Annotated in this window: 15 protein-coding genes and 2 pseudogenes; 5 read left to right on the top strand and 12 right to left on the bottom strand. The window is 48.7% G+C overall.

Translation table 11 applies throughout. From position 1 onward, the window contains the following. The first annotated feature begins 97 nt into the window (after window positions 1-97). The gene (clpB, locus tag ACTHR7_RS05320) at window positions 98-2671 is read left to right on the top strand and encodes an ATP-dependent chaperone ClpB (protein WP_440370469.1); all 2574 of its coding nucleotides are present in this window, start codon (window positions 98-100) and stop codon (window positions 2669-2671) included. Between the two features lie 229 nt (window positions 2672-2900). Further along, window positions 2901-4889, top strand: coding sequence for a site-specific recombinase (locus ACTHR7_RS05315; RefSeq protein WP_440370468.1), 1989 nt, complete (start codon window positions 2901-2903; stop codon window positions 4887-4889). A gap of 65 nt (window positions 4890-4954) precedes the next feature. Here the strand turns inward: ACTHR7_RS05315 and clpP are convergent, their stop codons facing one another. From clpP to ACTHR7_RS05260, 11 genes and pseudogenes are all read right to left on the bottom strand, one after another. After that, window positions 4955-5575 (bottom strand): ATP-dependent Clp endopeptidase proteolytic subunit ClpP, encoded by a 621-nt coding sequence (clpP, locus tag ACTHR7_RS05310; RefSeq protein ID WP_003683589.1) that lies wholly within the window; start codon window positions 5573-5575, stop codon window positions 4955-4957. 90 nt (window positions 5576-5665) lie between these two features. Continuing rightward, a complete protein-coding gene (gene tig, locus ACTHR7_RS05305) occupies window positions 5666-6976 on the bottom strand; it encodes a trigger factor (protein ID WP_440370467.1) in 1311 nt (436 codons plus the stop codon). Window positions 6977-7168: 192 nt separating this feature from the next. Then, window positions 7169-8809: pseudogene (locus ACTHR7_RS05300) on the bottom strand (DNA translocase FtsK); the annotation flags it as partial. Between the two features lie 101 nt (window positions 8810-8910). Beyond that, a pseudogene (locus ACTHR7_RS05295) lies at window positions 8911-9613 on the bottom strand (DNA translocase FtsK 4TM domain-containing protein); the annotation flags it as partial. Window positions 9614-9800: 187 nt separating this feature from the next. After that, entirely contained in the window at window positions 9801-10352 is a 552-nt protein-coding gene (locus ACTHR7_RS05290) for a hypothetical protein (RefSeq protein ID WP_440370466.1), read from the bottom strand. Between the two features lie 36 nt (window positions 10353-10388). Next, on the bottom strand, window positions 10389-10742 hold the full coding sequence (locus ACTHR7_RS05285) for a nucleolar protein (RefSeq protein WP_440370465.1): 354 nt from the start codon (window positions 10740-10742) through the stop codon (window positions 10389-10391). A gap of 47 nt (window positions 10743-10789) precedes the next feature. Further along, on the bottom strand, window positions 10790-12709 hold the full coding sequence (locus ACTHR7_RS05280; protein WP_440370464.1) for an ATP-binding cassette domain-containing protein: 1920 nt from the start codon (window positions 12707-12709) through the stop codon (window positions 10790-10792). A 172-nt stretch (window positions 12710-12881) separates the two neighbouring features. Beyond that, window positions 12882-13649 carry an amino acid ABC transporter ATP-binding protein gene (locus ACTHR7_RS05275; RefSeq protein ID WP_049333845.1) on the bottom strand — a complete coding sequence of 256 codons (768 nt, stop codon included), beginning with the start codon at window positions 13647-13649 and terminating at the stop codon, window positions 12882-12884. Between the two features lie 9 nt (window positions 13650-13658). Further along, window positions 13659-14375 (bottom strand): amino acid ABC transporter permease, encoded by a 717-nt coding sequence (locus ACTHR7_RS05270; protein ID WP_083290040.1) that lies wholly within the window; start codon window positions 14373-14375, stop codon window positions 13659-13661. Then, window positions 14365-15189 (bottom strand): amino acid ABC transporter substrate-binding protein, encoded by an 825-nt coding sequence (locus tag ACTHR7_RS05265; RefSeq protein WP_070460706.1) that lies wholly within the window; start codon window positions 15187-15189, stop codon window positions 14365-14367. The genes ACTHR7_RS05270 and ACTHR7_RS05265 overlap by 11 nt, the downstream gene beginning before the upstream one ends. Window positions 15190-15343: 154 nt before the next feature. Next, window positions 15344-17254, bottom strand: a complete 1911-nt coding sequence (locus ACTHR7_RS05260; RefSeq protein ID WP_440370463.1) for an alpha-amylase family protein — start codon at window positions 17252-17254, stop codon at window positions 15344-15346. Window positions 17255-17922: 668 nt separating this feature from the next. Here ACTHR7_RS05260 and ACTHR7_RS05255 point away from each other — a divergent pair. Genes ACTHR7_RS05255 through ACTHR7_RS05245 form a run of 3 tightly spaced genes read left to right on the top strand, consistent with a single transcriptional unit; the run spans window position 17923 to window position 20851 of the window. Next, window positions 17923-18702, top strand: coding sequence for a (Fe-S)-binding protein (locus tag ACTHR7_RS05255; protein WP_049344813.1), 780 nt, complete (start codon window positions 17923-17925; stop codon window positions 18700-18702). Continuing rightward, window positions 18699-19400: a LutC/YkgG family protein gene (locus ACTHR7_RS05250; protein WP_440370462.1), complete on the top strand. Its 702-nt coding sequence runs from the start codon at window positions 18699-18701 to the stop codon at window positions 19398-19400. Before ACTHR7_RS05255 ends, ACTHR7_RS05250 begins: the two co-directional genes overlap by 4 nt. After that, window positions 19397-20851, top strand: a complete 1455-nt coding sequence (locus tag ACTHR7_RS05245; RefSeq protein WP_440370461.1) for a LutB/LldF family L-lactate oxidation iron-sulfur protein — start codon at window positions 19397-19399, stop codon at window positions 20849-20851. Before ACTHR7_RS05250 ends, ACTHR7_RS05245 begins: the two co-directional genes overlap by 4 nt. Window positions 20852-21038: 187 nt before the next feature. On the opposite strand, the gene ACTHR7_RS05240 is transcribed toward ACTHR7_RS05245, so the two are convergent. Further along, window positions 21039-24872: a DUF3683 domain-containing protein gene (locus ACTHR7_RS05240; protein ID WP_440370460.1), complete on the bottom strand. Its 3834-nt coding sequence runs from the start codon at window positions 24870-24872 to the stop codon at window positions 21039-21041. Window positions 24873-25090 lie beyond the last annotated feature (218 nt).

Below are 25090 nucleotides of genomic sequence, written 5' to 3'. Positions count from 1 at the left end.
AATAAAATTTACTATTTAATGAAAAAATAACTCTTGAGTTATCCACATTTGCGCTTATATAAGCTTAAACGGAAATATATTTGTAGAGGAACGTTAAATGAGATTTGATAAATTGACTGCTAAATTTCAGCAAGCTCTGCAAGAAGGTCAAAGTTTGGCTTTGGCTGCGGACAGCAGCTACCTTGAAGCCGGCTTTATCTTAAAAGCGTTGCTTGATGATCAAAACAGTGGTGCTGCTGCGTTGCTGGCTCATGCAGGTGTAAATGTGCCTCAAGTAAAACAACGTTTGCAGCAACATTTGAGCAGCTTGCCAAAAATATCCGGACAAGGTGGCGATATTATGCCTAGCCGTGAGCTGCAAGCTGTATTGAACTTGATGGACAAGGCTGCAACCAAGCGCGGCGATGCCTATATTGCCAGTGAACTTTTCCTGTTGGCTTTGGTTCAGCAGAACGATGCGACCGGCAAAATTTTGAAAGAGGCCGGTGCGACCGAACAAAATATCAATGCCGCGATTGATGCGGTACGAGGAGGACAAAACGTGAATGATGCCAATGCCGAAGACCAACGCGATGCGTTGAAAAAATACACGCTCGACCTGACCCAGCGCGCCCGAGACGGCAAGCTTGACCCTGTTATCGGTCGTGATGATGAGATTCGTCGTGCGATTCAGGTATTGCAACGCCGTACCAAAAACAACCCTGTGCTGATTGGTGAGCCTGGCGTAGGTAAAACCGCTATTGTTGAAGGCTTGGCGCAACGTATTGTCAACGGCGAAGTACCTGAATCCCTGCGTAACAAACGCCTTTTGGTTTTGGACTTGGCGGCTTTGATTGCCGGCGCGAAATACCGCGGCGAATTTGAAGAACGCTTGAAAGGCGTGTTGAACGACTTGGCTAAAGATGATGGCAATACACTGATTTTCATCGACGAAATTCATACTTTGGTTGGCGCAGGTAAAACCGACGGTGCGATGGACGCGGGTAATATGTTGAAACCGGCCTTGGCACGCGGCGAACTGCACTGCATCGGCGCGACTACTTTGGACGAATACCGTCAGTACATCGAGAAAGATGCGGCACTCGAACGCCGCTTCCAAAAAGTATTGGTCGGCGAGCCAAGTGTGGAAGACACCATCGCCATCCTGCGCGGTTTGCAAGAGCGTTATGAGATCCACCACGGTATCGATATTACAGACCCTGCTATCGTTGCCGCAGCGGAGTTGAGCGACCGTTATATTACCGACCGCTTCCTGCCTGATAAAGCGATTGATTTGATTGACGAAGCTGCCAGCCGCATCAAAATGGAGCTGGACAGCAAACCCGAGCAGATGGACAAACTCGACCGCCGCATCATCCAGCTCAAAATGGAAAAAATGCACGTTGCCAAAGAGAGCGACGATGCCAGCAAAAAACGTTTGGAACTGATAGACGAAGAAATTGACGGCCTGCAAAAAGAATACGCTGATTTGGACGAAATCTGGAAAGCCGAGAAAGCCGCCTCTTCCAGCACTGCCGACATCAAGAAACAGATGGACGACATCAAAGTCAAAATCGAGCAGGCCAAACGCCAAGGCGACTTTGCCCGCGCGTCTGAACTCGAATACGGCGAGTTGCCGAAATTGGGCGCACAGTTGCAAGCTGCGGAAAATAACCCCGACGGCAAAAAACAAAACAAACTCTTCCGTACCGAAGTTGGTGCGGACGAAGTGGCCGAAATCGTATCGCGCATGACCGGCATCCCTGTGTCCAAAATGATGGAAGGTGAACGCGACAAGCTGTTGAAAATGGAAGAAGTATTGCATCGCCGTGTGGTCGGCCAAGATGAAGCTGTGCGTGCCGTGTCTGACGCTATCCGCCGCAGCCGTTCCGGTTTGGCCGATCCGAATAAACCTTATGGCAGCTTCTTGTTCTTAGGCCCGACTGGTGTGGGTAAAACCGAGTTGTGCAAAGCTTTGGCAGGCTTCCTGTTTGACAGCGAAGATCATCTGATTCGTATCGATATGTCCGAATACATGGAAAAACATGCTGTTGCCCGCTTAATTGGTGCGCCTCCCGGCTATGTTGGCTACGAAGAAGGCGGTTACCTGACTGAGCAAGTCCGCCGCAAACCATACAGCGTGATTCTTTTGGATGAAGTGGAAAAAGCCCATCCGGACGTGTTCAACATCTTGCTGCAAGTGTTGGATGACGGTCGCTTGACCGACGGACAAGGCCGTACCGTAGACTTTAAAAATACTGTTATCGTCATGACTTCCAACATCGGTAGCCAACATATCCAACAAATGGGTACTCAGGACTACGAAGCAGTAAAAGAAGTTGTAATGGAGGATGTGAAAGAACATTTCCGTCCTGAAATGATCAACCGTATTGACGAAGTAGTCGTGTTCCACGGTTTGGATCAGGCTAATATCCGCAGCATTGCGAAAATCCAGCTTAAAGGTTTGGAAAAACGTTTGGAGGCGCAACATCTGCATCTGAAAGTCGATGATGCTGCCTTGGATCTGATTGCCGAAGCCGGTTTTGATCCTGTGTATGGTGCCCGTCCGCTCAAACGCGCCATCCAGTCAGAAATCGAAAATACGCTGGCAAAAGCATTGCTTGAAGGTAAATATGCACCTGATAGCACAATCCATGTTAAAGAAGAGGGTGGTAAGCTCTTGTTTGTATAAGTTTAAAACAATGTAGTATGTTGTTGTAAAAGGCCGTCTGAAAGAATTCAGACGGCCTTTCTTAGTTATTGATTCACATCATATATTTGTTATGTAATTTGATTATTCATTGAATTTTAGAGAATATTAATTGAAAATCTTGTGACATGGGTTGATAAAGAATGCGATATAATCCGACTTGTTTACCAAGGTTCTTGCTAAATACCTAATTTAATGTAATAATACTACAATGCAAAAACTGACTAATCAAAATCTTCACATTATTTTGTCGGAACGCTTAAACGATACTGACTTTGTTCTTATCCTCAATGCCTTAATCAAATTTTTGCGCCGAGGAGGCAAAAAAAAGGCTTCCGAACGTTTTGATTTGATTTTATCTACGTTAAAACAAGACGATGCTTTATGCCGTCAATTCAGCCTGCGCTTTTATACTTGGCTGTCTAAAGTTCACATTTATCCTGCGCTGATTAAGCTGGGTATTTTCTCGCGCCATAGTTTTACCCGAGAAATGGGCATACGGATTTATGAGCGGTTCAGCCCGTCTTATAAAGATTTTTCCAATTTGCGCGAAGTATTTTTATATCTTTTTCATTCTGAAAACGATGATAAATGGTTGCAAACACTGAGTTTGCGACAATGGCTGGGTATGTATGAATTGTTGTTAGCTAAGGCGGATCCCACTTTGCTTCAGACGGCCAGCCGACAATTGACAGATGCACGTTTGCGTGCGGTAGAAATGTTGTCCATCTGGATTGCTTCTGAAGCGATTGAGCCGGATTTAATACGGATTGCCCCCCGTTTATTGGAAGCGGATTCTGCATTTGTCGCTTTACAGCGCGAAGTTGCGAAGATGGTTGAACACTATCGCCATAGCGAAGAAACTTATGACACGGCGCACTTGGAGGTTATGTTTGACCAGTGTGAAAATCAAATTGACTATTTGCGCCGTCGCGGTACGGGAGCAGGGTCTGGTTCGTCAGTGAAAGTGGCACACTTGCTGGAGCGCCTGCAACAAACCATAGGCCGTCTGAAATTGTTGACCAATATTCAAATCGAAACCGGCAGCCGCACCCGCTTAACCATCAATCTGATGAATGCGATGATTTACGCGGCGGTAGAGCAATACAGCACCAGCCACTTGCGTAAAAGCAGTATCCGAATGCTGGCACGCAGTATTACGGAAAACAAAAGCCATCATGGTGAGCATTACATTACGCGCAACCGTAGTGAATATTTCAAAATGTTTTATTCTGCAGCAGGCGGCGGCGTAATTATTGCTTTGATGGCATTGAATAAAATCCATATTGCGTCTTTGGGATTCGGCGAGTTTACTACTTCATTCCTTGCCGGACTTAACTACGGCTTAGGCTTTATGCTGATTCATATGCTGCACTGCACCGTTGCGACCAAGCAGCCTGCCATGACGGCGGCGAGCTTTGCCGAGCAGGTGGACTCAAATGAAGGCAGCAAAGCAGTGGACAATAAATTGGCTAAACTGCTGATTGACGTGTGTCGTTCGCAAAGTGTCGCCGTGTTTGGCAATGTATCGATTGCGGTATTGTTAGCGGCCGGGATTGCTTTTGGCTATGCCCATACGCATGGCCAGCCCTTGTTGAATGAGGCGGTTACAGCCTACCAGCTTAAATCTATTGAGATTTTTACTCAGCCGACCTTATGGTATGCCGCTATTGCCGGTGTATGGCTGTTTTGCTCGGGGATTATTGCCGGCTTCTTTGACAACCGTTCCGATTATCTGAACCTGCGTCAGCGTCTGCCGTTTAATCCGTTTTTACGAAAAATCATGCGCCCGCAGCCGCGCCGCCGTTTGGCCGCTTATATTCATAAGCATTATGGCTCGCTTATGGGTAATTTTATTTTCGGTATGCTTTTGGGGATGACCGGCTATTTCGGCCATCTTTTCGGCTTGCCGCTGGATATTCGTCATGTAGCGTTCTCTTCGGCAAATTTGGGTTATGCCGCGATTAGCGGTCATGCAGATATATTCACTTTTATGCTTGGCTTGGCAAGTGTATTGGCAATCGGCATGGTGAATCTGGTGGTCAGCTTTTCTCTGGCTTTGGCTGTTGCACTTCGTTCTCGCGGCACGCGTTTGGGCAGTATGCGTAATCTACTGAAGAGCTTCTGGAGTCAAGTGAAAGCCAATCCTTTGATTTTGCTGTATCCGGTTCAAGTGAATAACAAAGACAACACGAAGTAAGATTGAAGAAAGGCCGTCTGAATATATATTTTTCAGACGGCCTTTTGATTTAAAAACTATAAAGATTAGGCTTGCAGAGAGGCGCGGTTTTCCAAAACTTGGTCAATCAAACCATATTCTTTAGCTTCATCGGCAGACATATAATTGTCGCGGTCGGTATCGCGTTCCAAGTCGGCCAAATCGCGATCACAATGTTTGGCGAGTAAGCGGTTCAGTTTCTCTTTGATTTTCAGCAGCTCTTTAGCGTGAATTTCAATGTCGGAAGCCTGGCCGGCCAAGCCGCCGCTGATGAGCGGTTGGTGAATCATGATGCGGCTGTTTGGCAGGGCAAAGCGTTTGCCTTTTTCGCCTGCGGACAACAGGAATGCGCCCATGCTTGCCGCTTGGCCCAAGCATAAAGTAGAAACATGAGGCTTGATGAAGTTCATGGTGTCGTAAATCGACATACCGGCAGTAACCGAACCGCCCGGAGAGTTGATATAGAAGAAGATATCTTTATCAGGGTTTTCACTTTCCAAGAACAGTAATTGCGCAACAACCAAGTTGGCAGATTCGTCTGTCACCGGGCCGATCAAGAAAACAATGCGCTCTTTCAAAAGGCGTGAGTAGATGTCGAATGCGCGCTCGCCGCGACCGCTTTGTTCGATAACGGTAGGGACAAGGTAATTATTGAAATCGAAGGACATTTTTGTCTCCTGTTAATGATGGAAAAGCACCAAAGCCATTTAAAGCGCTTCGGTGCTTTTGATTGTCTGTTTCAGACGGCCTTAGAGCAATTAAGCTTGTGCGCCCATTACTTCGTCAAAAGACAGCGCTTTTTCGGTTACTTTAGCTTTGCTCAGAACGAAATCAACAACGTTGCTTTCTACTGCCAAAGAAGTCGGACCTTGCAGGCGGGAAGGCTCTGCGTAGTACCAGTCGATAACTTCTTGAGGATCTTCGTAGCTTTCTGCGAAGTTGGCAACAACGGCTTTGATTTGGTCTTCAGTTGGCTCAAGTTTGTTTTCTTCAACCAATTTAGCCAAAATCAGGCCCAAAGAAACGCGGCGTTCTGCTTGTTCTTTGAACATGTCCAAAGGCAGATCCAAGTTGGCAGCGTCAGCCATACCTTGGTTAACGAAGTTTTGTTTCATTTCGTTTGCCAAGCGGGCAGCTTCTTCGTTGACCAAAGCAACAGGAACTTGCAAATCAGCTGCTTTGAGCAGGGCGTTCATTACAGATTCTTTGGTTTGTTCACCGATGCGGCGCTCAACTTCGCGGCCAACGTTTTTCTTCACTTCTTCGCGCATTTTGGCAACATCGCCGTCTTCAATACCCAGAGCTTTAGCGAAGTCAGCGTCAACTTCAGGCAAAGTAGCTTCAGAAACGTTGTTCAGAGTGATGGTGAATACGGCAGATTTACCGGCAACATCTTTACCGTGGTAGTCTTCAGGGAAGTTTACGGTAACATCTTTGCTTTCGCCAGCTTTCATGCCGACAACACCGGCTTCGAATTCAGGCAGCATTTGACCTGCGCCCAATACGAAAGCATAGTTTTTAGATGCGCCGCCAGCGAAAGGTTCGCCGTCGATTTTGCCTTCAAAGTCGATGATGACGCGGTCGCCGTTTTGGGCTTCGCGGTCAACATGGTTGAAGCGGGTACGTTGTTTACGCAGGATTTCTACAGTTTGGTCGACTTCGGCATCGCCAACAGTCGCAGTAACTTTTTCTACTTCTTGGGCAGACAGGTCGCCAATAGTTACTTCAGGGAAAACTTCAAAAATAGCGGCAACTTTGAAAGACTCTTGATCGTCTTGTTCTTCAACGCCTTCAAAGCGTGGGTAACCGGCAACTTTCAATTCTTGAGCGACGGCAACTTCGTAGAATTCGCGTTGTACCAATTCGTTGATAACGTCGTTTTGTGCGCTTGCGCCGTACATTTGGGCAATCATTTTGAACGGTGCTTTACCCGGACGGAAGCCGTCAATTTTTGCGCGGCGTTGGGTTTGTTTCAGTTTTTTCTCAGTTTCTGCGTTGATTTTGGACCAAGGCAGAGACAATACTACTTTGCGTTCCAGATTTTCTAAAGTTTCAACAGTTACGCTCATCGTAAGCCCTTAAATTTGTTGTGTTTAAACGGTTATCCTTCTGCTCAGTATTCCGAAGAATTTCGGAAGCGTGCATAAGGTCAAAATTTAGCTGCTTAGTATAACACAATGTTTCACGAATAACATAAAAAGGCCGTCTGAAAAGTAGGAAATTCTTTTCAGACGGCCTTTGCGTTTCGATATTGTTGTTTTTTACAGCTGGTCTTTTTGAGCCATAATCCGTCGGCTGCCGTTGATGTCTGCCGGAGAAAGAACACCGGCATTTTCAAGCGCATCTACCAAATTGGCGGCCCGGTTGTAGCCGATGCGTAATTGGCGTTGGAGTGCGGAAATGGAAGTTTTCCGGCTTTCCAATACGAAGGCGACGGCTTGATCAAATAACTCATCGCTGTTTGCGTTCGGATTAACAATATTGGTGGTTTCGATGGCTGCTTCGCCACTGAGCAGGCCTTCCACATAATTGGTCGGAGCCTGTTCTTTGACGAAATTGACGACTTGATGTACTTCATCATCGGAAACAAACGCACCTTGCAGGCGTGTCGGTTCTGCGCTGCCCGGTTGCAGGAATAATGAGTCGCCGTATTTGAGCAATTCGTCTGCACCCATTTGGTCAAGAATGGTGCGGCTGTCAATTTTGCTTTGTACGGTAAAGGCCATTCGTGTCGGAATGTTGGCTTTAATCAGGCCGGTAACCACGTCGACACTCGGACGCTGGGTAGCGACAATCATGTGAATGCCTGCAGCACGTGCTTTTTGGGCAAGGCGTGCGATTTGCTGCTCAACGGATTTGCGTTCGGTCATCATCAAGTCAGCCAACTCATCGATAACGACCACAATCAACGGCAGTTTTTCCAGAGGCTCAGGATCATCAGGATTTAAGCTGAACGGATTGAGTAATGGTTTGCCTGCTGCTTTGGCTTGTTCGACTTTTTGGTTGAAACCGTCCAGATTGCGCACGCCGGCATGAGAAAGCAGGCGATAGCGTTTTTCCATTTCGGCAACGCACCAGTTCAACGCTTGTCCTGCCTCGCGCATATCGGTTACAACCGGGCAGAGCAGGTGCGGGATGCCGTCGTAAATGCTCAATTCCAGCATTTTCGGGTCAATCATAATGAAGCGGACTTCGTTGGGGGTAGCTTTAAAGAGCATGGACATAATCATGCCGTTCACACCGACGGATTTACCTGAGCCGGTCATACCTGCAACCAAAAGATGCGGCATTTTTGCCAAGTCGCCGACAACGGGTGTACCTGCAATATCTTTACCCAAGGCAACGGTCAGTTTGGACTTGGCGTCGGTAAACACGGGCGAAGAGAGGATTTCGCTCAACATCACGTCTTGACGTTTCTCATTGGGTAATTCAATGCCCATGGTGTTTTTACCGGCAATGGTTTCTACGATACGTACCGCTTGCAGAGACATCGAGCGCGCCAAATCTTTGGACAAGGCGACAATTTGGCTGCCTTTGACACCTTGTGCCGGTTCGATTTCGTAGCGGGTAATCACGGGGCCGGAAGTGGCGGAAACAACTTGTACGCCGATGCCAAATTCAGCCAGCTTGGCTTCGATCAATTCTGCGGTTTGTTGCAATTCATCCGGATTGACGGCAACCGGTTCTTCAGACGGCATACGCAACAGGTTCATGTTGGGTTTGTGGTATTCGCCGTTGTTTTTAGGTTCAGTATCGTCAAACAGGGAAGTTTGGATTTTAGGAGGCGGCGCAACAGATACGGCAACGGTTTTACGGTTGCTGCTGCTGCCTGCCAACGGAGCAACCGGAGTAGCGGTAATGGTTTTAGCTTCTTTAACCATGCGGCGCGTATTTTGGGTTTCCAAAGCTTCGGCGCTGACATCTTCTTTTTTATTTTGATATTGCGACAGTTTTTTCATCAAGCTGCCAAACAGGTCGCCCACATGGCTGCCGGATTTGGCCATGACTTCCAACCATGACACCTGAGCCAACAGGGAAATGGACAACAGCAACATCACCAGCATAATCAACAGGCTGCCTGATTTGCCCAACAGCCAAGCCAAGCCTGAGCCGGCCAATAAGCCGACCAGGCCGCCGGCACCGACGGGAAGGGATTCGCTCAATGCGTTGTCAAACAGGAAATGTTCGATAATCGGACTGCACACCAGCAGGAGAAACAATGCCAAAGCGGCTACGCCGTGATTGTAGGGCTTATGGTTTTCCTGCTTTTTCATGGGGCGGAAATTTTTGTAGAGGAAAACGCAAGAGGCGGCTATCCACCACCAAAACGATAGGCCGAACAGATAATATCCGACATCGGAAAGATATGCGCCAAAGAGGCCGCCGAGGTTGGCGACATCGTTGCTTTTGGGAACGCTGCGTGACCATGCAGGGTCGTCCATGCTGAAGCTGGCCAGGGAAATGGTCAGATAAATGGTGATAACCAAGCCAAACAGCCACAAAGCATCATTGATTAAGTTGACGACATGCTCGGGACGCGCTTTTTTTTCTTCGTTTTTTTGCAGCTCTTTGGCGGCTTTCAGGCGTTGGGAGACTTTATTGTCGGCTTGAGTTTGTGCTTTGGTGGATTTGCGTGTGGTCGGTTTGGCTGCCGGTTTGGTAGAGACGCGTTTTTTTGTTTGGGTTTTAGAAGATTTTGCAGTCATGAGATAAAGGCCGTCTGAAAAGACCGGAGGTAATGTGTGTAAAGGGCAAATTATACCGTATTTACTAGGCACAAGAAATTGAAACGGGCGTAATCATTATGGATTCAGGCCGTCTGTTTGGCGTGACGAAAATTTTGGATTTCGTTTCCACCTGTTCAGACGGCCTGATGTTTTGATTGATTTGGACTTACATTCTGCCCAGTTCGCGTTGGAGGGCTTGAATATTTTTCTCCCTATCCAAAACCGCACCTTGCAACGTACTGATGGCCTGTTGATTGACGCTGCCGCCTTTGGCTGTCCGCGCTTGGCTCAGTTGCTTTTTGGCATCGGCCAAAGCCGCGCGTTCATTGGATAACTCAGTTTCCAAAATAGAGCGGCGGCTGTTGACACCGGAGGATTTTGGAACCGGAGGAGGAGCTGTTTCAGAAGCGGTGCGGACAGGGGCAGGTTTGGGTGTTGCTTTGTGGTTAGATTTTGCCGCTGTATTTTTGCTTTTTGCCGGAGCCGTTTGTGATGTCGGCGCGTTGAGTGTAGGCGCATCGCTGACCGGGGCATCGTATCGGCTGCTGCTGTATTTGCCGATAATCGGCAAATCGTTGACGGCCTGGCAGTTGCCGCTTGGGCGCGAGGTATAGACAATCGAGCCGTTGACTTCACAGGTGTAGATTTTTGCGGCATGGGCTTGGCTGTTGAAAATGGCAAGCGGCAGCAGGGATAGGGTAAGCAGATATTTTTTCATGATTCAGGTAGGGCTGATTCGTTGCACTTGAGCATTTTATTCTTGTTCAGACGGCATGGGCTGCTGTTTTTTAGCTTTTGCACCGTTTTTGTTTTTGCTCGGTTTGTCGGCTTTTTTCTCTTGTTTATCGGATTTTTCCGCGCGTGCCTTTTTCTTAGGCTTTGCACTTGCGCGTTCATCAGAGGTATTGAGGCTTCGGATGTTGAGGTGGTAACCGCTGCCTTGATGGCCGCTGATTTTAGGCAATTGAGCCTGTGCGCAGGAGGATTTGGGTTCGGAGGTATAGCTGCCGTTGCCGCAGGAATAGACTGCGGCAGCTGCGTGAAGAGAAATGCCCAAGACGAAAGAGGATACGAGGAAGTATCCGGCTTGTTTGATGGTTGAAGTCATGTTTTTCCGTATTGTGTTTTATTTCAGACGGCCTGATGGCTCTATTTTTATTGGGAAAACTCGGCTTCGACATCCACTTGGATTTGCTCAAGCTCTTCCTGCCATTGCAGCCAGTTTTCTTCCAGTTGCGTTAATTTTACTTTAGTTTCTGTTAATTGTGCGAGTATCTCTTGCAATTTGGGTTTATTTTCTTCTGAATAAGCAGATTCTTGTGCCAAAAATGCTTCACAGGCCGTCTGAATATCAGTCAATCGTGCGATTTCTTTTTCGGCTTTGTCGATTTTCTGCTGAATCGGTTTGCTGCGTTTGGCTTTTTCCTGACGGATTTGTGCTTCTATGCGCTTGGTGTCTTTGCGGCTTTGGCTTTGTGCAGAAGCGGCGGGGGCAGCAGCTGCGTTTTCTTGTGCCAACCGCCATTGACGGTAGTCGTTCAAATCACCGTCGAAGTTGTTCAGACGGCCTTTGTCAATCAATAGGAAGCTGTCGGTAGTCGCTTCAAGCAGGCTGCGGTCGTGCGAAACGACAATCAATGCACCTTGGAAACTTTGCAGTGCAAGTGTCAGGGCGTGGCGCATATCCAAGTCTAGGTGGTTGGTCGGTTCGTCAAGCAACAGCAGATTAGGCTTTTGCCAGATAATCATGGCAAGGGCAAGCCGCGCTTTTTCCCCGCCGGAGAACGGCTCGGTCTTTTGAACCGCCATATCGCCGACGAAGTTGAAACCGCCTAAAAAGTTGCGGATTTCTTGTTCGCGGACTTCGGGCGAAAGCTGTTGGATATGCCAAACCGGACTTTGGTCTGCGCGTAAAGTATCCAGTTGGTGCTGGGCAAAATAGCCGATATTGAGCTTTTCGGAGCGAACGATGCTGCCGGAAAGTAAATCGATTTTTCCTGCCAATGCTTTGATAAATGTGGATTTACCGCTGCCGTTAACACCTAACAGGCCGTAACGTGCGCCGCTTTCCAAAGACAAGGTGATATCGTGTAAAACGGTATTGTCGCCATAACCTAAGTCGGCATGGTCGAGTTTCAATAATGGATTAGGCAGGTGGGTCGGATTGGCAAACTCAAAGGAAAACTCGCTATCCAAATGCGCAGGGGCGATGCGCTCGAGTTTGGCCAGGGCCTTTATGCGGCTTTGGGCTTGTACGGCCTTTGTGGCTTTGGCTTTGAAACGGTCGATAAAGGATTGCAGATGTTTGATTTGCGCCTGCTGTTTGACGTAGGCGGCTTGTTGTTGCGCCAGACGTTGGGCACGTTCCGCTTGGTAGAAATCGTAATTGCCGCCGTATTGGGTCAGTTTTTGTTGTGACAGCTCGATGGTTTGTGTTGTGGTGGCATTCAAGAAGTCGCGGTCATGGGAGATGATGATTTGCGTACAGGGCAGGGAAGCGAGATGGTTTTCCAGCCACAACACGGTTTCTAAATCCAAGTGGTTGGTCGGTTCGTCCAAAAGCAGCAAATCGGCACGACAAATCAGCGCTTGGGCAAGGTTGAGGCGCATACGCCAGCCGCCGGAAAAAGATTTGACGGGGCGCGTATGTTCTTCTTGCGAGAAACCTAAGCCGTTAAGCAGTTTGGCGGCGCGTGCCGGAGCGGTATAGGCATCGATTTCTTCAAGTTTGGCGTGATATTCGGCTTGCTTCATGCCGTCGTTTTGCGCTTCTGCTTGAGCCAAGGTCGTCTGAAAAGCCTGCAATTCGGCATCACCTTGCAAAACGTAGTCTAAAGCGGAAATATCTAAATCAGGCGTTTCTTGAGAGACGGAAGCAAGGCGCCATGTTTTAGGAATAAGGATTTCGCCGCCATCTTGCGTGATTTCACCTTTTATCAGCGCAAACAGGCTGGATTTGCCTGTACCGTTTTTACCGATTAAACCAACGCGTTGGCCGGGGTTGATTACGGCATCGGCTTTATCGAGTAGGACTTTCAAACCGCGTTGTAAGGTGAGTTTTTTAATTTCTATCATGATGGCAGGCAAGGGGATGAGTAAAACGAAAGGCGTTATTTTACCTGAAAAGATATATAAAAGGCCGTCTGAACAAGTATGAAAACGAAATCAACGATTTCTATTTCACTTAATTCAGACGGCCTTTATGAAATGACGGTCGGAAATGCTTTCAAATTGTCTGTCGTTTCAATTAAATTTGAAGATCGGCATTGTCCGCACGGATTTGGCGCAGGAATTTTTGTGTCCGCTCATGTTTGGGATGATTGAACAAATCTTGCGGGCTGCCTTGTTCGACAATAACGCCGCCGTCCATCACGACGACCGTGGTTGCCACTTCTAAGGCGAATTTGATTTCATGCGTAACGACAACCATGGTCCAGCCTTCTTGTGCCAATTCCTTCATGGTATCCAAAACATCTTGCACCAATTCAGGGTCAAGCGCGGAAGTCGGTTCGTCAAACAGCATCAATTCAGGCTGAATCGCCAATGCTCGGGCAATGCCGACACGCTGCTGTTGACCGCCGGAAAGCTGGTAGGGGTAGAGGTCAATCTTATCGCCCAAACCGACTTTTTCAAGCAATTTGACAGCCTCTTCACGCGCTTGAGCGACAGGCTTGCCTTGTACGGCAACCGGTCCTTCCATGACGTTTTCCAACGCAGTTTTGTGCGGAAAGAGGTTGTATTGTTGGAACACCATGCCGGATTTGCGGCGCAGTGCCAAAATATCGTGTTTGCTTGGTTTTTTGGAAAAATCGATGCTTAACGGCTGCGCATTGTCAAACTCGATTTGACCTTGTTCAGGCATTTCCAAAGCGTTTAAACAGCGTAAAAACGTGGTTTTGCCTGAGCCGGAAGGGCCTAAGATAACAACCACTTGTCCTTTGCCGACATCCAAATCGATGCCGCGCAAAATGGTATTTTCGCCAAAGGTCTTATGGATATTGCGGATTTTAATCATGACAACTCCTTATTTGGCGACATAGCGGTCGAAACGTTTTTCCAAACGCGCCTGAATCAAAAACAGCACTTTGCAGAAACACCAATAAACCAATCCGGCTTCGATATAAACCGGTAGATAGTCATAGGAGCGATTAGCAATCTGTTGAGTAACTTGGAATAATTCAGTTACCGTTACAACTGCTGCAAGCGAGGTATTTTTGAACAAACCGATAAATTCATTGCTCAAAGGCGGTACGGCAACGCGGAATGCCTGCGGAGCGACAATGCGGCGGAATGTCTGCATATAGGTCATACCGATGGAGAAACCAGCTTCCCATTGACCTTTAGGTACGGACAAAATTGCCGCGCGTATGGTTTCGGAAGCGTATGCACCAACGTTGAGCGAAAAGCCGATGATGGCGGCAGGAATCGGGTCGATATAAATACCAACAGATGGCAGACCATAGAAGGCCACTGCTAGTTGTATTAAAAGCGGTGTTCCACGAATGACAGAAATATAGAATTCAACCACTTTAAGTAGAATTTTTTGAAGAATTCCACCAGGTGGCATGATTCTTACCAAAGCAACGGCTACAGCAATAATCATACCGATAACGAAAGAAGCAATCGCCAGAGGAAGAGATACTATAAAGCCGGCTTTGACCATAGGCCAAAACGCGCTGATGAGCATATCAGCGCGTGTTTCCGTCATAAACGGCAGAGAGGCAAGGAAATTATTTAACACTGATGTCTTTTCCGAAGAATTGTTCGCCCAGTTTTTTCAGCGTACCGTCGGCCTTCAGTTCGTTCATGGCTGTGCTGAATTTGGCCAATGCCTCATCATTGCCTTTATTGACAATCAAGCCGGAGCCGACTTTTTCGTCAGCCGGGGCAGACCAAACGATTTTTACACCAGCATCAGGTTTATTTTTCAGATAGTCCAATACTGCCAATTCGTCGTTCAGGGTTGCGTCGGCACGTTTTTGTTCAATCAGAGTCAGAGATTGCGCCAAACCATCTACCGGCACGAGTTCAGCTCCTGCCGCTTTGGCTTTTTCGCCATAGTTGCTGGTCAGGGATTGTGCGGTTTTCACGCCTTTGATGTCATCGATGGATTTGATGTTGCTGTCTTTGCGTACAACCAATACGGCACCGCTCCAGCTGTAAGGCTCGGATTTGTCAAAAGTCGCTTGACGTTCAGGGCTGGTCAGGCCGACTTGGTTGGCGACCACGTCAAAACGGCCGGCTTTCAAACCTGCCATCATAGAGTCCCAACGTGTTTCTTTAAATTCAACTTTGATACCCAGTTTGTCGGCAACTGCGCGGGTTACTTCGACATCGTAGCCGGTCAATTTGCCGTCTTTGTCGTGGTAAGTGAATGGTGCGTAAGTACCTTCCGTACCGACAGTGATGGTACCTTTGTTGTTGATACGCTCAATCAATGAGCCTGAGGCCGCACCGGATTGTGCCGGAGCAGAAGAAGCTGAGTTGCTACCTTCTCCACCGCAAGCAGCCAAAACTACTGCAGCGATGCTGCCAAGTACGAATTTTTTCAACATGGATTTTTACTCCTGACTTTAAGTGTGTCATTTAGTATTAAAGCGTGCATTCTAAGCGAAACTGCCCAAAATACAAAATACATCTTATGCCTTAAAAGGCCGTCTGAACGCTGATTTGTTCAGACGGCCTTGAATGATGTATAAAAAATTCAGCTTATGCAATTTCAAGCCACATGACTTGATAGGGTTGCAGGACCAAATCCTGATTCAGAGAAACGGTTTGACCGCTGATCAAATCGTGCGCTTTAAACGGCATGGCCTGCAGGGTGTGCGCACTGATGGTTTGCGCATGTTCGCTGAAGTTGCCGAATGCCAAAAGCGCGTTGTTGCGCATATAGCCGATGATGTGTTTGTTGTTGGTGTTGAAGGTGACCAATCTGCCGCCATTAAAGCGCGGATTGCTTTGGCGGATGGAGATCATATGGCGCAAACCTTGGAAAATTTGACCGGCAGTGGTCGAGCCGTCATGGCGTTGGTTGTACAACTCCTCATTGTAACGAGGACGGTGTGCCCAGCGGCTGTCATCGCTCTTATTGCTGTCTTGCGACCAATCATCGTCATTGAGCGTACCGACTTCGTCGCCTAGGTAAATCAGTGGCAGGCCGCCGGTACTCAAAGCGATGCTGTACAAAAGTTTGATGCGGTCAACGGCATACGGGTCATTTTGAGCCAAGCCGACCAATGCCGCGGCTGTACCGCTGACACGGCAGTCGCCTGTGCTTGGGTTGTATTGGAACGGTACGCCACGTGCGAAGCTGCCGTCGAAATGGTTGACGAAGAAGCGGTTGAGGAATTGTCGGTGGTCGTAGCCGTGAATACCGAACTGCCATGCATCCTCATCGGCAAACGTCCAGCCGATGTCGTCATGGCTGCGGACGTAGTTGACCCATGCTGTGTGGTCGGGCAGGTTGTGGCGGTAGGTCAGTGCTTGATGGAGCAGGTTGACTTCGCGTGTCGCAAGCGTGTTCCACAACAATGCCATTTGCAGAGGGTTGTAGCCGATTTGGCATTCGTCTTGGCTGATGTATTGGACAACTTGGTCAGGATGGACAATGGCTTCGGATTTGAAGAAGACGGCTGGCGCTGCGATACGCATTACAGAGTTAAACGCACGAATCAGAGCGTGTGCCTGAGGCAGGTTTTCGCAGCTTGTGCCCATTTGCTTCCAAATAAAGGCAACGGCGTCCATGCGCAGAATATCAACGCCCAAGTTGGCAAGAAACATCATTTCGCCTGCCATGGCACGGAATACCCATGGGTTGCTGTAATTTAAGTCCCATTGGAAGGAGTTGAACGTCGTCCATACCCAGCGTCCGTCTTCCAGTTGGGAGAAACCGCCCGGATGTTGGTCGGGGAAGATTTCACGCAGGGTACGGTCGTATTGGTCGGGCATCCAGCGGTCGGGGAAGATGTAGTAGAAATTGTCGTAAAGCGGATTGCTGGCGGCGCAGCCTTTTGCCCATTCGTGTTCATTAGAAGTATGGTTGAAGATGAAATCGACAACGGCAGAAATACCTGCTTCGTGCAAGGCGGCAATGACATCGCGCAAGTCGTCTATTGTACCCAGTGCCGGATTGACGTCGCGGTAGCTGCTGACTGCATAGCCGCCGTCGCTCTTGCCTTCAGGGCATTTAAACAGGGGCATCAGGTGCAGATAGGTTAGCCCCAATTCTTGAAAATAAGGGATTTTGGCTTTTAAGCCTTGTAGATCGCCTGCAAACAAATCGACATAGCACACGCCGCCAACCTGTTTGTTGGACAAAATCCAGTCAGGATCGTTTTCGCGCGCGATATCGATGTCTTTTAAGGATGAGTTGCGTTGGGAATAGCTTTGCCATGCTTGGGCAATCAGTTGCTCCAGCATGGGGAGGACGGCTTCGTTGTTATTGTAAACGTTGTCCAGCTCGTGCATCAGTTTTGGGAAGTGTTCCTCAAGTCGTCTGTCAAACTGTTTCCAGTCTTCAGATGCTTCGATGCTTGCACGCTGTTCGGGGGTATAAATCGATAGGGTGCGTTCTTTAAGGTGATGCAAGGTCAAATCAACCTGTTGAGTCTGGGTCAACATAATGCCTACTCCGAAATTAAGGTGAAATTGTTTTGAGGCTTGGTTTCACTTCTTTTGCAAATCCATGCCGATTGTGGGCGGCTAAGACTGTAATTTTGCGTCAAGAAACTGTCTCAATGATACTGGAAGTGCTTGAGTGTGCATAGGGTTTTCGCGGTTAAGAAGGACGATTTTTCAAGTGTTTGATTTTGATTAAAAGTAGGGTTGAGTATATGGAAAGTGGCCTTTTGACGAACTTATCTTTCAGACGACCTGAGTCTTGTGAGAAAAACTTTTATTTTTATTATCTTAGATATCTCTTTATTTCAATATGGCCGTCTGAAACATATGTGCAACATAGCGGATTACTTATTTCATCTAAAAACGTGTCATAGAGATTAAGTTCATGACTTCTGATGTAAATCAAGATTCTATAAAGAGGCAGTTATTCTGTTTTAATATAGAGAGGGAATGTACGAGTTTCATTTATTAAAAAATGAATCCATCAGTTTTCTTATTGATAGTGGTTATTATATAGATTATCAAGTTAATAAGGAAGGAGTGTTTGTCTGGTTTGTCATGCTTTTTTAATATTATTTTTTAAAATTAGACTTGACCCATTACAAGCAATTACTTAAAGTACCCATCTTATTTTTACACAAGAAAACGGGTTGTCCCGTTCCAAAAAAATGAGCGCAATCAAACCACCACAAATCACCGTATTCGACAGCAAGCCAACCGATGCTTATTTCTTCGGTACTTGCGTTCTCGACCTTTTCATGCCCGAAGCAGGCATGGATGCCATCACTTTAATTGAACAACAGGGCATCCGTGTCCATTATCCAATGGAACAAAGCTGCTGCGGCCAACCGGCCTATTCGTCAGGTCATCCTAAAGAAGCCTTTGATGTTGCCAAAGCGCAACTGGATTTATTCCCTGAAAATTGGCCGATTGTCGTGCCTTCCGGTTCTTGCGGCGGCATGATGAAACACCACTGGCCGACTTTGTTTAAAGGTACCGAGTACGAACAAAAAGCTATTGATTGCGCCAATCGTATCATTGAATTTACCCACTTCTTGCTGGCGATTGGTTACAAACCTGAAGATAAAGGCGAGCCGGTTAAAGTAGCCGTTCATACTTCCTGCGCGGCGCGTCGCGAGATGAATGTCCATTTGTCAGGCTGGCAGCTGATTGACGGCATGGAAAATGTTGAACGTATCGTTCACGACCATGAAAGTGAATGCTGCGGTTTTGGCGGTACATTCTCTGTGAAACAGGCCGATATTTCCGGCGCGATGGTAACCGACAAAGTTGCAGCCCTGAAAGAAACAGGCGCAACTGAAATCATCAGCGCGGACTGCGGCTGCATGATGAATATCGGCGGTAAAATTGCCAAAGACGAACCCAATATGCCACGTCCGAAACATATTGCATCTTTCCTGTTGGAACGTACCGGAGGTAAAGCATGAGCGCGCGCGAAAATATTTTAGCGAAATTGAAAAAAGCCGATGCCTTGCCGATGGAAGAGCCGCCGGTTTTCGATTATTACCGTGAAATGGGTGTTTCTTGGGCAAACGATGTCGAGCGTTTGAAACATTGGGCGGCTGCCATGCGTGCCGTTAAAACTGAAATTTATTGGGTTACCAAATCCAACTGGCCTCAAGTATTCCGTCAAGCAGCCGAAGGCAAAGGCTTAAAAAACATTCTGCTCCCATTGGAAACAGAACATGGTCAGCTGGCCCGTGCAGCTTTGGCCGATACCAATATTGAAGCGCGTGGTTTTGAGCGAAAAATCGACGACTGGAAAAACGAATTCTTTACCGATATTGAAGCTGGTTTTAGCGGCTCTAAATGCGGTATTGCCCGTACCGGTACGATTATGCTGGAGTCCAGCTCTCTTGAGCCACGCAGCCTGAGTTTGGTTCCGCCTGTGCATTTCTGCTTGTTTGACACCAGCAAAATGTACAACGAATTCCATAATGCTGTTGAAGGCGAAAAACTGGTAGAAAAAGGCATGCCTACCAACGTTATTTTGATTTCCGGCCCGTCTAAGACTGCCGATATTCAATTGACTTTGGCCTATGGTGCACATGGCCCGCGCGATTTAGTGGTTTTGGCCGTTCTGCCTGATCACATTTCCCCTGCCGATTTGGAGGAAAAAGCATGAGCTCCCAAACCATTAAATTCTATATGAAGCCGGAAACATTCAAGCAAAACGCCGCAATTTCTTTGCAAGACAAGCCTCTGCGTAAAAGCTTGCGCACAGCGATGGATATGCTGATGACCAAGCGCAAAGCCGTTTTGACAGATGAAGAAGAGCTGCAAAGCCTTCGTGACTTGTGTGAGCATGTCCGTCAACGTTCGTTGTCCAAATTGCCTTCATTGCTGGAACAGCTGGAAGAAAACCTGACCAAGTTAGGCGTTAAAGTCCACTGGGCGGAAACACCTGCCGAAGCCTGCCAAATCATTCACAACATCATTACCGATAAAAACGGTAAGCTGATGGTGAAAGGCAAATCTATGGTCAGCGAAGAGATTGAGCTGAACCATTATCTGCAAGACCAAGGCATCAAAGCAGTTGAGAGCGACTTGGGCGAGTTTATCGTTCAAATGGCCGGCGAGAAACCAACCCATATCGTGATGCCTGCCATTCACAAGACCAAAGAGCAGGTTAGCGAGCTTTTTCATCAAAACCTTGGCACTCCATTAACAGACGATGTAGACCAACTGACCGGATTTGCGCGTAAAGCATTGCGCGATATTTACAGCACTGCCGATGTCGGTTTGAGCGGTGTGAACTTTGCCGTAGCGGAAACAGGTACTTTGTGTCTGGTCGAAAACGAAGGCAACGGCCGCTTGAGTACCACTGTACCGCCTGTGCATATTGCCATTACCGGTATTGAAAAAGTGGTTGCGAAGCTGTCGGATGTTCCGCCTTTGTACAGCCTGTTGCCACGCTCCGCCATCGGTCAGAACATTACCACTTATTTCAATATGATTACCGGCCCTCGCCGTAGCGAAGAGCTGGACGGCCCTCAAGAAATGCACTTGGTACTGCTTGATAACGGCCGTAGCCAAGCTTATGCAGAAGATCAAATGCGCCGTACTTTGCAATGTATCCGTTGCGGTGCGTGTATGAACCACTGTCCGGTTTATACCCGTATCGGTGGCGCGGCTTACGGTACGACTTATCCCGGTCCGATTGGCGAGATTATCTCTCCACATTTGTTAGGCTTGGATGCGACACGCGATCTGCCGACTGCGTGTACCATGTGTGGCGCCTGTGTTGAAGTTTGTCCGGTACGCATTCCGATTACCGAACAAATGCAACGTCTGCGTGTTGAAGCGCAACGTTCGCCAACAGAAACCGTTCCTCATCCTATCCGTGGTCAAGGCGCATCGCATACCTTCGGCGAGCAAATGGCGTGGCGTACGTTTGACGGTATTTTCAGCGGCAGTAAAGCTTATCGAGCATTCGGCTGGGCTGCTACCAAATTCCGTGCATTGACGCCTAGCAAGCAGCTGGGTTGGACGGATAACCGTGTTCCGATGAAACCTGCCAAGCAAACATTGCATGAGATGATGGCAGAAAGAAAACGTCAGCAAGAAAAAGCATAAGACTTGAAAATAAAACCTGGGGGATAAAAGCCTCAGGTTTTATTTTTTATTGAATGCTGTTGGTGTAGCATCGCTATTTGTAAAGGCATTTGATTTTATTATTGTATTTTGATTCTTTTGAATAAAAAGGCCGTCTGAAAGATTTTCAGACGGCCTTTATTACAGCCAAAAGTTTTTGTCTAAGTCCTTAGAGCAATACTTTTTCTACACCTCCGTTATTGGCTTTTTTCACAAACTCATCCAGCCAGTTTTCACCGAGGATGTGTTTTGCCATTTCGATGACGATGTAGTCTGCAGGCATATTGTTGTCGTCAGCGTAGCGGCTCAAGCCTTGCAGGCAGGCTGGGCAGGAGGTAAGCATTTTGACAGGTTCGCCTTGCGGCAGCTCCTTGAGATTTTTCTCAATTTCCTCTTGTTTGCGGAATTTGACTTGGGTGGCGATGTCGGGTCGTTTGACGGCAAACATACCGGACTCGCCGCAGCAGCGGTCGCTTAAGACGACTTTCTGTCCCATCAGGCTGCTGGCCATTTGGGTGGCATTCATGGTTTTGATCGGGGTATGGCAAGGGTCGTGGTAGAGGTATTGCTGACCTTGTACGCCGTTTAGTTGCACGCCTTTTTCAAGCAGATATTCGTGGATGTCGATGATACGGCAGCCTGGGAAGATTTCCTCAAAACGGTATTTTTCCAGTTGGTCGTAGCAGGTACCGCAACTGACGACGACGGTCTTAATGTCGAGGTAGTTAAGGGTGTTTGCCATACGGTGGAAAGCCACGCGGTTGTTAGTGCTCATTTCTTCGGCTTTAGCCTTATTGCCGCCTGCGTCTTGCGGATAGCCGCAACACATATAGCCGGGTGGCAGGACGGTTTGTACACCGACATGCCAGAGCATGGCTTGAACGGCAAGTCCGATTTGGCTAAACAGGCGCTCAGAGCCACAACCTGGGAAGTAGAACACGGCTTCGGCATCTTCCGGCGCAGCCGGATTGCGGATGATGGGGATGCTTTTGTCGTCTTCTATGCCGAGCATGGAGCGCGGTGTTTTGGCGGGCACGCTTTTGGGCAAAGGACGGTTGATGAAATGGATGATTTGTTCTTTGACCGGAGCGGTGCCGACGGTGGCTTTCGGTTCGGCTTTTTGCTTTTTAGTGCCAATCGGAAGAAGCTTGCCGATTTTGTAGGCAAAGTTTTGTGCAGGGAAGCCGGTCTGTATCATTGCGGCGCGAAGGGCTTTGATGGTTTTCGGGCCTGTGGCGTTCAAAAATGCCATGCCCATTGAAGCCGCAGGCGCAAATCGTTTGTGGCCGGAATCGGCAAGATAGTTGCGGACGGCTACGGTAACATCGCCGAAGTCGATATTGACAGGGCAAGGTTTAACGCAACGGTGGCACACGGTGCAGTGGTCGCCGATGTCCATCAGTTCTTCAAAATGTTTGACGGAAACACCGCGACGGGTTTGTTCTTCGTATAAGAAGGCTTCGGTCAGTAAGCCCACACCGAGGATTTTGTTGCGGGGGCTATACAGTAGGTTGGCACGCGGAACATGAGTAGAGCAAACAGGTTTGCATTTGCCGCAGCGCAGGCAGTCTTTGACGGAATCGGCGATGGTGCCGAGGTCTGATTTTTCCATAATCAGCGATTCCGCACCCAAAAGCTCGAAAGACGGCGTGTAGGCGTTGCGTAAGTCCGAGCCTTTCATCAGTTTGTGACGGTTGAAGGTGTGTTTGGGGTCGACTTGGTTTTTGTAGTCCCAAAACGGTTGCAAATCTTCATCGGTTAGGAATTCGAGCTTGGTGATGCCGATGCCGTGTTCGCCCGAAATCACGCCGCCGAGCGAGCGGGCGAGCTTCATGATGCGTTCGACCGAGCGGTAGGCGGTTTGAAGCATTTGGGCGTCGTCTGAATTGACGGGGATGTTGGTGTGGACGTTGCCGTCGCCCGCGTGCATGTGCAGGGCGACGAAGACTCTGCCGCGCACGGTTTTGGCGTGGATTTTGCCCAAGCCTTCGATGATTTTGGTGTCGGTTTTTCCGCTGAAGATTTCGGCGAGCGGTTTCATTACGTCGTCTTTGACGGACACGCGCAGGCGGAAATCGCGGAATGCGGTGAAACAGCTCTCGTCGTCTTTGGCTTCGGGCGCGGCATGGACGGCTGCGCCGTAGCGGGCTTTGTAGTCGGCAAGCGGCGTATCGAGATGGGCAAGCAACCAGTCCCAACATTCTTTAACGGCGGAAACATGGGCAAGGGCGTGTTTGCCGCGTTCGCCTAAAAGTTCGGCGGTCGGCAGGTCCGTGCCCATTTTGTCGATGGGGAGTTTGCCGGAAAGATATTGCTCCAATGCGGCGCAGAGTTTGAGTTTGTTTTGGATGGAAAGCTCAATGTTGATGCGTTCGATGCCGTCTGAATACTCGCCCAGCCGCTCCAGCGGGATCACCACGTCTTCGTTGATTTTAAAGGCGTTGGTGTGCTTGGCGATGGCGGCGGTTCGGCTGCGGTCGAGCCAGAAGGTTTTGCGCGCTTCGGGCGACACGGCGATAAAGCCTTCGCCGTCGCGGGCGCGGGCAAGTTCGCAGATGTGTTCGGCGGCTGCCTCTACGGCGGCTTCGTCGTCTGAAACCACGTCCGCCAGCAAGACCATTTTCGGCCGTCCTTTACCCGCCGCTTTGGTGGCGTAACCGACGGCGCGGACATAACGCCAGTCCAGATGCTCCAAACCCGCCAGCCGCACGCTGTCGTGGGCGAGCAGGAAATCGCGGATTTCGACGATAGAAGGTGTAGCAGTAGCGACCGTGCCGAAAAACTCCATACACACGGTGCGCGTGTATTTCGGCATTTTATGTAACACGAAGGCGACGCTGGTGATGATGCCATCCGTGCCTTCTTTCTGCACGCCGGGCAGGCCGCTCAAGAATTTGTCGGTAACGTCTTTGCCCAAACCGACTTTGCGGAATTTGTGGCCGGGGATTTCCAAGCGTTCGGTTTTAACGACATTGATGCCGTCTGAATCCAGCGTGTGAACGTCGAACACGGCGGTTTCTTCATCGTGGATTTTGCCGAAATTGTGGCGCACGCGCTCGATGCGCAGCCATTCGCCCTGCGGGTTGACCATCTGCCAGTAGGCGAGGTTGTCCAACGCTGTCCCCCACAGCACGGCTTTTTTACCGCCTGCGTTCATCGCCACATTACCGCCCACGCAGGACGCGTCGGCGGAAGTCGGATCGACGGCGAACACCAAACCCGCCTGATGTGCGGTTTCTTCCACCCGCCGCGTTACCACGCCCGCGCCGCAATGGATAATCGGATGTTTGCCGTCCAAGCCCGCCAGTTCGACAAATTCGACGCCGCGATGCTTGTCCAGCTTTTCCGTATTGATGACTGCGCTCATCGCATCCAAAGGCACGGCGCCGCCGGTATAACCCGTGCCGCCGCCGCGTGGGATAATGACCAAGTCCAACTCAATTAAAGCGCGCACCAAAGGCGCGATCTCTGCCTCGGTATCAGGATTAACGACAACAAACGGATACTCCACGCGCCAGTCGGTTGCATCGGTAACGTGCGTTACGCGAGCCAAGCCGTCAAACATGATGTTGTGCGGTTTGGTGATTTTGCTTAAGCGTTCCAAAATCTGATGGCGTTTTTGGCTGGTTTCATCAAAACTGCTATCAAAACGCTCGACTGCTTTTTCTGCTGCGGCAACCAAGACATCCACTTGCCGATTATCGTCGCGGCGTTTGCGGATTTCATTTAAGCGGTGGCGCATTTCGCGTACCAACGCGGCGCGGCGTTTTGGGTGCTCCAGCAAGTCATCGACCAGATACGGATTGCGCACGACCACCCAAATATCGCCCAATACTTCAAACAGCATTCGTGCCGAACGTCCTGTTTTGCGTTGACCGCGTAGGTCTTGCAGGATTTGCCACGCTTCGTTACCCAACAGTCGGATGACGATTTCGCGGTCGGTATAAGAAGTATAGTTATAGGGAATTTCTCGAATACGCTGAGGGGCAGTAGTCGTGGTCATGGTCGTGTTCCGTTGATGGATGTAATGTTTTTATATTAAAGGCCGTCTGAAAAATGCAATTTCTTCTTGATGGCGTAAAGTGTTAATGTAGTGTAATTTCCGATATTTTTCAACGGAAAAGACAATAAACATTTCAATGGGAATGATTTGCAACTAGGTAATATTGTTTACAATCTTGTCGTGCAAATGGTTTTCAGACGGCCTGACAGATTTTATCG

This window comes from Neisseria sp. P0007.S010, from assembly GCF_051962875.1.
In the GTDB taxonomy this organism is placed as follows: Bacteria; Pseudomonadota; Gammaproteobacteria; order Burkholderiales; family Neisseriaceae; genus Neisseria; species Neisseria subflava_A.
The sequence above is the reverse complement of the archived record's forward strand: the minus strand, read 5'-3'. Positions and strand labels throughout refer to the sequence as shown.